General features: G+C 38.8%; 1 protein-coding gene. It reads left to right on the top strand.

What is annotated here, in order from left to right; genetic code table 11:
* A partial coding sequence (locus AC1DWN_RS34430) for an acyltransferase (RefSeq protein WP_477563293.1) occupies positions 1–907 on the top strand: 907 nt, incomplete at both ends.

Below are 907 nucleotides of genomic sequence, written 5' to 3'. Positions count from 1 at the left end.
CGTATCATCATCGGCAAGAGTAAATGCAGAGTGGGGGAGTAAGTCCTATCCGATCTATTTGTTAGCCAATCAGCTTGGTCAGTTCGCGGTTCCGCTGTTTATATTTATAAGCGGGCTCGTACTATTTTATCAATATTTCGATACATGGACTTGGAAGCAGGCTGTTCCATTTTATAAGAAACGCTTAAAGTATATCGTTGTTCCCTATTTGATCTGGTCTGTTTTTTACTATTTCTTTTATCAAGTTTTACGGCAGCAGGAGCTATCCTTTGACCTGTCCACATTTCTTTACAATTTAGCATGGGGCAGATCGGGATACCATCTCTATTTTATGGTCATTATCATTCAATTTTACTTGGTTTTTCCGCTACTTATCACGCTAATGCGTAAGCTCAAATTTACAGCTGTTCATCTCATCTTGATTGGTATTGTTGTAAAAGGTATTTTCTATTATTTCCATCATTGGGTTGAACCGATTAATCATGCAGCAGCGTTGTTACCCAACTATATCATTTTTTTCTGTGTAGGTGGAGCGATAGGCATTCTGTACAAATCATTTAAAGCAAAATCCGAACATTTATGGTGGACGTTTGCGGCAGCGACAGCAATTGGGTTCTTCTATTCGATTTTACTTATTACATCTAATAGCGGTGTTGTATTCTGGGGGCCGATGTACGTTGTGCTCTATCAGCTATATGCAGTTTTAATTGGAATAAGTCTATTGTGGATTGGACAAAAATTTGCAGGCAGCATTACGATTTCCTCTCGTCTGTTATACGCATTTGGTGCGGCTTCATTTGGCATTTATTTTGTTCATCCTGCTGTTTTGTCTCTATGGAGAACCTTATATAAACCGGAGACAACTGGTGCGATGTATCATCTATACGATTTAGGGACAATGCTGTTA

This window comes from Paenibacillus sp. P4_A7 (assembly GCF_056402455.1).
Note: the sequence above shows the minus strand (reverse complement) of the source record. Positions and strands in the feature narration are given on the sequence as shown.